Genomic DNA, 7,624 nt, shown 5'->3' with positions numbered 1-7,624 from the left:
GGTCGTGGTACCCCGTGCCCCTCCTCGGACGAGCCGGGGCACGGGGTACCACGACCAGGTGCGGCGACGATGCGGCGATGTCACCGTCGGCCGCATCAGGTGTCCTGCGCGATGGGTTGGCGCGCGGAAGTCAGCGGGCGCGGCGCGTCCGGATCCGGATCGGGCCCCGGGCCTCGTCCGGTGCGACGGGGCGGCCTCCCTGCGTGATCTCGACCCGACCGGCTCCGACCAGCCGCCGGGCCGCCTGGCGGGCGGGCTCCATCAGCGAACGCCAGCCGTCGTCGTCGCCCCGGTACACGGTGCGCGCGGCGTCGGAGGGGCAGATGGTGGCGTTCGGGCCACGCCGCTTCAGCAGGTCGAGGATCGCCTGCTCCAGGCGTCGGCCGGTCGGTCGCTCGTCCTCGGGCACCTCTCCATGGTGGCACTGGCACGCCGACGGCGCGAGGGAGCCGGGGGAGCGCCTGTTCTCTCACCCACCTCCAGCTGTCTCACTCCTCTCACCTGCGCGCTCGAACTGCCGCCCGCGGCCGACGGGAACGCGCTCGACGCGTGGATCAGCGCGCACATCGACTGGTGACCGCACCACGGGCCGGTCGGCACGGGCCGGTCACCACGCGTCGATGACCGGTACGCCGGGTTCGTGGTGCTGCCACGCCTCGTCGAGGCGCGTGAGCCGGTCCGTGGCGGCGATGCCGTACAGGGACGCGACCTTGCCGTCGCTGACCTCGAACGCCACGGCGCCCACGACCCGGCGCCCGACCACGGCGACGACGGCCAGGGTGCCGTTGACCCGCGCGAGATGCATCGCGGGCGAGCCGCCGGCCAGCCGCCGCTTCGCCGGCGTCGGTTTGAAGCCCGCCCGGACGAAGGAGGCGACCCGCTCGCGCGACCTGTACCGCAGCAGCCGCCTGGCCAGTCCGGCGCCGTCCGAGACCGCCGTCACGTCGTCCGTGAGCAGCGCCACCAGCCGATCGGTTCGCCCCGACACGGCGGCGGCGAGGAACTCCTCGACGACCCGGCGCGCGGACGCCGGGTCGGCCGCGCCGCCGCGGCGGCGCTCGGCGGTGACCCGGGTACGGGCCCGATGGGCATGCTGCTGGCTCGCCGCCTCGGTGATGTCGAGGATCGCGGCGATCTCGGCGTGGCTGTACGAGAAGGCCTCACGCAGGACGTAGACGGCCCGCTCGGCAGGCGAGAGCCGCTCCAGGAGGGTCAGCACCGCCAGGGTCACCGATTCGCGCTGCTCGAAGGTGTCCGCTGGGCCGAGCATCGGGTCGCCGTCGAGGAGCGGTTCGGGCAGCCACGCGCCGGCCGCTCGCTCGTGACGCGCTTGGGCCGAGCGGAGCCGGTCCAGGCAGAGGTTGGTGGCGACCTTGGTCAGCCACGCCCCCGGTACCTCGATCCGCTCGCGGTCCGCGGCCTGCCAGCGCAGGAACGTGTCCTGCACGGCGTCCTCGGCGTCGGCCGCCGAGCCGAGCAGACGGTACGCGAGCGAGGCCAGCCTGCTCCGGCCGACCTCGAACTGATCGACGGCTGCGCTGTCCATGCGCATCAGCCTAGGCGGCGACCCGCGCACCGGCCCGGCCGGGCGCGGGGGCCAGCCGGTGCCTGCGCTTCGGCAGGCCGAAGGTCGGATGGGCGATGCCCCAGCCGGCCCCCGCGAGCACACCCGACTTGAGCCGTGCGGCGGTTCGGCCGCCCAGGTACCAGGCCTTCGACCTGACGTCCCCGTCCACCATCTGGAAGATGGCGTCCCGCCGCCCGAGGCTGATGTGGTTGCCGAAGTACTTCAGCCCGGTGGCCGGGACCTCACGGCCCGTCAGGCGCGCGATGATCGCGGCGGTCGCCTGCATGTTGGTGAGACCGGCCGAGGCACAGGACATCGGCAGCGGCCGGCCGTTCTCACCGATCGCGTAGGCGCAGTCGCCCGCGGCGTAGACGTCCGGGTGCGAGACCGAACGCATGGTGCGGTCGACGACGATCCGGCCGGTCCCGGCGACCTCCAGGCCGGCGGCGGCCGCCATGGGATGCACGGCGAACCCGGCCGACCACACGGTCACATCGGCCGGGATGGACCTGCCGTCGGCGGTGAGCACCCGTGTCGGCTCGACGGCTTCGACGGCGGTGTGCTCGTGCACGGTGACGCCGAGCCGGTCGAAGGCGCCGCGCAGATGACGGCGCGCCTTCGGGGAGAGCCAGGCGCCCAGCTCGCCTCGGGCCGCGAGCGCGACCGAGAGCCCGGGACGCGACTCCGCGAGCTCGGTCGCGGTCTCGATGCCGGTCAGCCCCTCGCCGACGACCACGACGGTGCCGCCCCCGCCCAGGCCGGCCAGGCGTTCGCGCAGGCGCAGCGCCGAGGACCGGCCGGCCACATCGAAGGCGTACTCGGCCGCGCCGGGGACGTCATGGTGGGCGACGGAGCTGCCGAGCGCGTAGAGAAGGGTGTCGTAGGTGAGTTCACCGGCGCCGTCCTCGCCGGCCACGGCGACGGTCCTGTGCTCGGGGTCGATACCGGTGACACGCGCCAGACGCAGCCGCACCCCGGTGCCCGCGAATACGTCGGTGAGCTTGCGGGACGCGAGATCCTGGCCGCTGGCGAGCTGGTGGAGGCGCATCCGCTCGACGAAGTCGGGCACGGCGTTGACGACGGTGATCTCGGTGTCGGCGGGGGAGAGCCTGCGGGCCAGGTTGCCGGCGGCGAAAGCCCCGGCGTAGCCGGCGCCGAGTACGACGATGCGGTGCTTCATGACATGGCTCCTGTCTCGTTCGTGTGTCCTCTGAACGGGATGGCGCCCCGATTGCTGACAGTGCCCTGTGTGAGGTGGGTCACCCGGCGACCCAATCCCTTCGGCGCCCGGCTCCGAATCACCGGTGAGGGCGGGACCGTACTACTTCCGAAGGAGCAGGTGGGATCGATGACCCGGACACGGTCACTGCTCACCCCCGATCTTCCGCCCCGTTTCGAGACGCCGGACCTTCCGGGGGCGCGGACCGGCGACGCCGTTCGGTCACCGTCGCGTCCCGCGCGGCACCAGGGCGGACCGGGCGGGACAGCACCACCGGAACCTTCCGACCGGCCCGCTCCGACGCGCTGATTCCGGTAGCCGACCGACCGAATTTTGTACGTTTTGCCCGTATGTAGTGGGTCGTAACCACAAAAAGGGACTTTTTGCCGTGCGCAGGAATTTGCCACGCCGGGAAGAGAAGGGTTATAAGAGGCATGTGGTTCAGGCGCCGCCGGGAATTCCGGGGAGGCCGCCATGGAGGTTTCCCATGTTTCTGACTCCGTCCGACACGGAGAAATTGCTACTGAGTGTTGCCGGAATGATCGCCCGTGACCGGCGTGCCCGCGGCGTCCGCCTCAACTACCCGGAGACCGTCGCCCTGCTCGCGTGCTGGGCGATGGAGCGGGCTCGTGAGGGGGCCCCGGTCAGCGAGCTGATGACAGCGGGCCGGGCCGTGCTCACCCGTGCTGAAGTGCTGGAAGGCGTCCCGGAGATGCTGCAGGACGTCCAGGTCGAGGCGACCTTCCCGGACGGGCGCAAGCTCGTCACGATCACCTCGCCGATCCCGTGATCCCGGGCGAGATCCGGACCGGCTCCGGAGTGGTGCACATCAACGCCGAAAGCGCGGTATTGCCTCTCACCGTGGTGAATGACGGTGACCGGCCTATTCAGGTCGGATCGCATCTTCATTTCTCCGACGCTAATCCGGCACTTTCTTTTGACCGGAGTGCGGCCCGGGGATTTCGGCTCGATATTCCCTCGGGCACGTCCCTGCGCTTCGAACCCGGTGTCGGCGTCGACGTCAGCCTCGTCGAACTCCGCGGCCGCCGCCGCGTTCCCGGCATCGTGCTGCCCGGGACCCGCACACCCGCCGCCACACCCACGCCTCGAACGGAGGACCTGTGACATGGCCCAGCTGACCCGCGCCGCCTACGCCTCGCTCTACGGACCCACCACCGGGGACCGGATCCGCCTCGCCGACACCGATCTGTGGATCGAGGTCGAGGAGGACCGGTGCTTCGGCGGCGACGAAGCCGTCTTCGGGGGCGGCAAGTCCATCCGCGAGTCGATGGCCCAGGCCACCGCTTCCCGGGCCGAGGGCGCGCCCGACCTCGTCATCACCAACGCGGTCGTCCTGGACCACTGGGGCGTCGTCAAGACCGACATCGGGGTCCGCGACGGGCGGATCGTCGCCCTCGGCCGCTCCGGCAACCCCGACATCAGCGACGGCGTCCATCCGGATCTGGTGATCGGCCCGGGCACCGACGTGATCTCCGGCGAGGGCCGCATCCTCACGGCCGGAGCCGTCGACACCCATGTCCACTTCCTGATGCCGGAGACCCTCCACGAGGCGCTCGCCACCGGCACCACCACCGTCATCGGGGGAGGCACCGGCGCCACCGAGGGATCCAAGGCCACCACCGTCACCCCCGGCGCGTGGAACCTCGCCATGATGCACCGGTCCCTGGACCGCGTCCCGCTCAACGTCATGCTGTTCGGCAAGGGCTCCACCGTCGGCGAGGAAGCCCTGCGCGAGGCCGCCCTCAGCGGCGCCGGCGGCTACAAGGTCCACGAGGACTGGGGCGCCACCCCGGCCGCGATCGACGCCGCACTGCGGGCGGCCGACGCGTACGGCCTCCAGGTGGCGCTGCACGCGGACAGCCTCAACGAGGTCGGCTACGTCGAAGGCACCCTCGACGCCATCGCCGGACGCGGGATCCACGTCTTCCACGCTGAGGGCGCGGGCGGCGGCCACGCTCCCGACATCATCACCGTGGCCTCCCACCCGAACATCCTCCCGGCGTCCACCAATCCGACGCTCCCGCACACCGTCAACACCGTCGCCGAGCACCTCGACATGCTGATGGTGTGCCACCACCTCAACCCCCGGGTACCCGAGGACCTCGCCTTCGCCGAGTCCCGGATCCGGGCCACCACCATCGCCGCCGAGGACGTGCTGCACGACATCGGCGCCCTCTCCATCACCTCCTCCGACGCCCAGGCGATGGGCCGCATCGGCGAGGTCGTCTGCCGCACCTGGCAGGTCGCCCACGTCATGAAGCAGCGCTTCGGCGACCGCGGCAGCGAACTGCCCGCCGACAACGAGCGGGCGCGCCGGTACGTCGCCAAGTACACGATCTGCCCGGCCGTGGCCCACGGTATCGACCACGTCGTCGGCTCCGTGGAGCCCGGAAGGCTCGCGGACCTGGTGCTCTGGGATCCCGCCTTCTTCGGGATCCGGCCCGCCGCCGTCATCAAGGGCGGCATGGCCGTGTACGCGCCCCTGGGCGACGCGGGCGCGGCGATTCCCACCACCCAGCCGGTTCTTCTGCGCGCCACGTCCGCCGCCGAGGCCGCGCCGCACCTCTCGGTCAGCTTCGTGTCCCCGCTGGCACTGGCCGACGGACTGGCCGAACGGCTCGGCCTGGTCCGGGAGCTGGTCGCCGTACGGCCCACCCGGCACCTCACCAAGGCGGACCTGCCGAACAACACGGCGCTCCCGGCCATCGACGTGGACCCGGAGACCTTCGCCATCCGCATCGACGGGGAGCTCGTCGAGCCCGCCCCCGCCGCCGAACTGCCGCTGGCCCAGCGGTACAGCATGTTCTGATGGCGCTGCTCGCCCGCCACCTCCTCGCCGACGGGCGGCTCCCGGTCGGTGCCCACACCTACAGCGCGGGCCTCGAACCGGCCGTCGCGGCGGGCCTCACCCGCGCGCAGATCCCCGCCCTGCTGAGGGCACGCCTGCACACCACCGTCGTCACCGAAGCGGCCGCCGCCGTACTCGCCCTGCGCGCCGCCCAGCGCGATCCGGTGGAGTACGCGCCCGTGCAGGAGGCGCTCGCCGCCCGCACGCCGACGGCGCCGCTGCGCGAGGCGTCCGCCGCACTGGGCCGAGGCGTGCACCGCCTCGCCCGCCGGCTGGCCCCGGACCATCCCGCGGTCACCGCCCTGACACGGCTCCACCCGCGCCCCCTGCGGCCGGTGACCCTCGGGGCGCTCGGGGCCGTCCTGGGGGTGGGGGAGGAGGCCCTGGTCCACGGCGTCGTCTACGACGAACTGCAGACCATCGCCTCCGCCGCGCTCAAGCTGCTGCCCGGCGATCCCCTCGACTCGGTCGCGTGGATCATCACCGCCGAGGGGGACGCCGCGAGAACCGTCACGGAAGCACTGGCCGTGCGCACCCCCGCCGAACTCCCCGCCCGAACACCACCGCTCAGCGAGCAGTGGGCACTCGAACACGACCGACGCGAACGGAGACTCTTCCTTGCCTGACAACGCATCCGCCCAGCAGCCCGGACAGCCCGCCCAGGGCCCCAACGAGCACTACCACCAGCCGCTCAACCAGCCGCGCGCCCTGCGCATCGGCGTCGCCGGCCCCGTCGGCACCGGAAAGAGCTCCATCCTCGCCACCCTCTGCCGCGAACTGGCGGGCGAGCTCTCGATGGCCGTGGTCACCAACGACATCTACACCGACGAGGACGCCCGCTTCCTCCGCTCGGCCGGCGTCCTGCCCACCGAACGCATCCGCGCCGTCGAGACCGGCGCCTGCCCGCACACCGCGATCCGCGACGACGTGAGCGCCAACCTCGACGCGGTCGAGGACCTGGAGGAGGCCTACGGGCCGCTGGACCTGGTGCTCATCGAGAGCGGGGGCGACAACCTCACCGCCACGTTCAGTCCCGCGCTCGCCGACGCCCAGCTCTTCAGCATCGACGTCGCGGGCGGCGGGGACGTCGCCCGCAAGGGCGGCCCTGGCATCACCGGCGCGGACCTCCTGGTCATCAACAAGACCGACCTCGCGCCCCATGTGGAGGTCGACGTGGCCGCCATGGTCGCCGACGCCGAACGGGCCCGCGACGGTCTGCCGGTCCTCGCGCTGTCCAAGCACGATCCGGAGTCGATCGCCCAACTGGCCGACTGGGTGCGGGCCGTGCTGGTACGCCACCGCTCCGGCACCCATGTCCCGACCGACCCCGGCCCGATGGCGCCCCACAGCCACAGCCACGACGGCTCGTGACGGGCCCGCCCGCGCCCGCCGCCGGTCCGGCCGAGCCCGACGACCCCACGGTCGTCGCCGTCGAGCGCGACGCCTCGGGGAGACACCTCGCCCGCGAGCTGTCTCCCGGGGCCTTCCTCGCCCCCCGCCCCCTGCTGCCGTGCGCGGACCGCCTGCGGATCGCCCTCGTCGGCACCCGGGCGGGCCTGCTGGCCGGCGACGATCTCCGGCTGCACGTCTCGGTCGGCCCGGGGGCCCGCCTGGAGCTGATCGAACCCTCCGGTCTGGTGGCGTACGACCACCGGGGAGGCAGATCGGCGTGGCGGGCCAGGATCGACATCGCGGCAGGAGGCCGACTGGACTGGGACGGGAAGCCGTTCGTGGTCGCGCACGGGGCACGGGTCGACCGCACGATGGAGGTGACCCTCGCAGCGGGCGCCCGGATGCTTCTGCGCGACACCCTCGTCCTGGGCCGCTCCGGTGAACGCGGTGGCCATGTCCGGGCCAGGACCCGGGCCGTGTACGACGGCCGGGAACTGCTGGTCGAGGACCTCGACCTGACCGACCCGGAGATACGCGAGCTTCCCGGCGTCCTCGGCCCCAACCGGATCATCGGCTC

10 protein-coding genes are annotated in these 7,624 nt (G+C 72.6%); 7 read left to right on the top strand and 3 right to left on the bottom strand.

The genetic code is table 11. The features are described 5' to 3' along the window. Window positions 1–130: 130 nt before the first annotated feature. The gene (locus HET64_RS33875) at window positions 131–409 is read right to left on the bottom strand and encodes a DUF3253 domain-containing protein (protein ID WP_215111084.1); all 279 of its coding nucleotides are present in this window, start codon (window positions 407–409) and stop codon (window positions 131–133) included. 6 nt (window positions 410–415) lie between these two features. Between HET64_RS33875 and HET64_RS33870 the strand changes: the two genes are divergently transcribed. Next, entirely contained in the window at window positions 416–577 is a 162-nt protein-coding gene (locus HET64_RS33870) for a hypothetical protein (protein WP_215111085.1), read from the top strand. A gap of 30 nt (window positions 578–607) precedes the next feature. Here the strand turns inward: HET64_RS33870 and HET64_RS33865 are convergent, their stop codons facing one another. Then, complete coding sequence (locus HET64_RS33865; RefSeq protein WP_215111083.1) at window positions 608–1,546, bottom strand: sigma-70 family RNA polymerase sigma factor; 939 nt, start codon at window positions 1,544–1,546, stop codon at window positions 608–610. A gap of 10 nt (window positions 1,547–1,556) precedes the next feature. After that, window positions 1,557–2,747: an NAD(P)/FAD-dependent oxidoreductase gene (locus tag HET64_RS33860; protein ID WP_215111082.1), complete on the bottom strand. Its 1,191-nt coding sequence runs from the start codon at window positions 2,745–2,747 to the stop codon at window positions 1,557–1,559. Window positions 2,748–3,273: 526 nt separating this feature from the next. On the opposite strand from HET64_RS33860, the gene HET64_RS33855 reads away from it, so the two are divergent. The 6 genes from HET64_RS33855 to HET64_RS33830 all read left to right on the top strand — a co-directional run. Continuing rightward, window positions 3,274–3,576 (top strand): urease subunit gamma, encoded by a 303-nt coding sequence (locus HET64_RS33855; RefSeq protein ID WP_215111081.1) that lies wholly within the window; start codon window positions 3,274–3,276, stop codon window positions 3,574–3,576. Then, window positions 3,573–3,911 carry an urease subunit beta gene (ureB, locus tag HET64_RS33850; protein WP_215111080.1) on the top strand — a complete coding sequence of 113 codons (339 nt, stop codon included), beginning with the start codon at window positions 3,573–3,575 and terminating at the stop codon, window positions 3,909–3,911. The genes HET64_RS33855 and ureB overlap by 4 nt, the downstream gene beginning before the upstream one ends. A 1-nt stretch (window position 3,912) precedes the next feature. Further along, complete coding sequence (locus tag HET64_RS33845; protein WP_215111079.1) at window positions 3,913–5,616, top strand: urease subunit alpha; 1,704 nt, start codon at window positions 3,913–3,915, stop codon at window positions 5,614–5,616. Beyond that, window positions 5,616–6,281, top strand: a complete 666-nt coding sequence (locus HET64_RS33840) for an urease accessory protein UreF (RefSeq protein ID WP_215111078.1) — start codon at window positions 5,616–5,618, stop codon at window positions 6,279–6,281. The genes HET64_RS33845 and HET64_RS33840 overlap by 1 nt, the downstream gene beginning before the upstream one ends. Then, window positions 6,274–7,026, top strand: coding sequence for an urease accessory protein UreG (gene ureG / locus HET64_RS33835; RefSeq protein WP_018960958.1), 753 nt, complete (start codon window positions 6,274–6,276; stop codon window positions 7,024–7,026). The genes HET64_RS33840 and ureG overlap by 8 nt, the downstream gene beginning before the upstream one ends. Continuing rightward, the coding region (locus tag HET64_RS33830; protein ID WP_215111077.1) for an urease accessory protein UreD at window positions 7,023–7,624 on the top strand (602 nt) is incomplete at its 3' end. The genes ureG and HET64_RS33830, both read left to right, overlap by 4 nt.

This window comes from Streptomyces sp. McG3, assembly GCF_018619185.1.
In the GTDB taxonomy this organism is placed as follows: domain Bacteria; phylum Actinomycetota; class Actinomycetes; order Streptomycetales; family Streptomycetaceae; genus Streptomyces.
Note: the sequence above shows the minus strand (reverse complement) of the source record. Positions and strands in the feature narration are given on the sequence as shown.